The sequence below is a fragment of the Candidatus Krumholzibacteriia bacterium genome, from assembly GCA_030748535.1.
GTDB lineage: Bacteria > Krumholzibacteriota > Krumholzibacteriia > JACNKJ01 > JACNKJ01 > JASMLU01.
In genome coordinates this window covers 1-542 of sequence record JASMLU010000032.1, presented here as the reverse complement: position 1 = coordinate 542, position 542 = coordinate 1, and the positions used below count along the sequence as shown (strand labels likewise).

General features: G+C 43.4%; 1 protein-coding gene. It reads right to left on the bottom strand.

Translation table 11 applies throughout. The features are described from left to right. Window positions 1-542 (bottom strand): Na/Pi symporter (locus QGH30_09775; protein MDP7022614.1); only part of this gene is annotated, 542 nt, incomplete at both ends.

The following is a 542-nucleotide window of genomic DNA, read 5'->3' as shown; positions in this document are numbered from 1 at the left end:
CTATTAATCGCGGCTCCTGGCTGATTCAATACCTTTTCATCCAGATTCAAAATAGCCGGTTGCTCTATATTGCGCAGTTCTTCCTTATCAGGGAAATAACGGAGAATGGTCTTGGATATAAATGGCGTGAAGGGGATAAAGATAATCGTGGCCATAATATTAAAGACTGTATGAGCGTTGGCAATCTGGCGGGGAACATTATCAGATGTCTGCGCTATAAAATCAGCAAAATATGGAATCCAAAAACAAAACAACAACACTCCAATAATATTAAAGGTTACATGCCCTATAGCGACACGCTTGGCATCACGAGTTGCATTCAATCCAGCTAGGATCGCGGTAACACAGGTGCCGATATTGGCGCCAAAGATCAACGGTATGCCAGCTTCTAGCGTTATGGATCCGCCACTTGCTAAAGTAATGACAATTCCTGTGGTAGCGCTGCTGCTCTGGATCAAGGCGGTGAAAACAGCACCAGCAATAATTCCTAGAAATGGATTTTCAAAACTGGTAAGAATACTATTGAACGTAGGATCGGACCG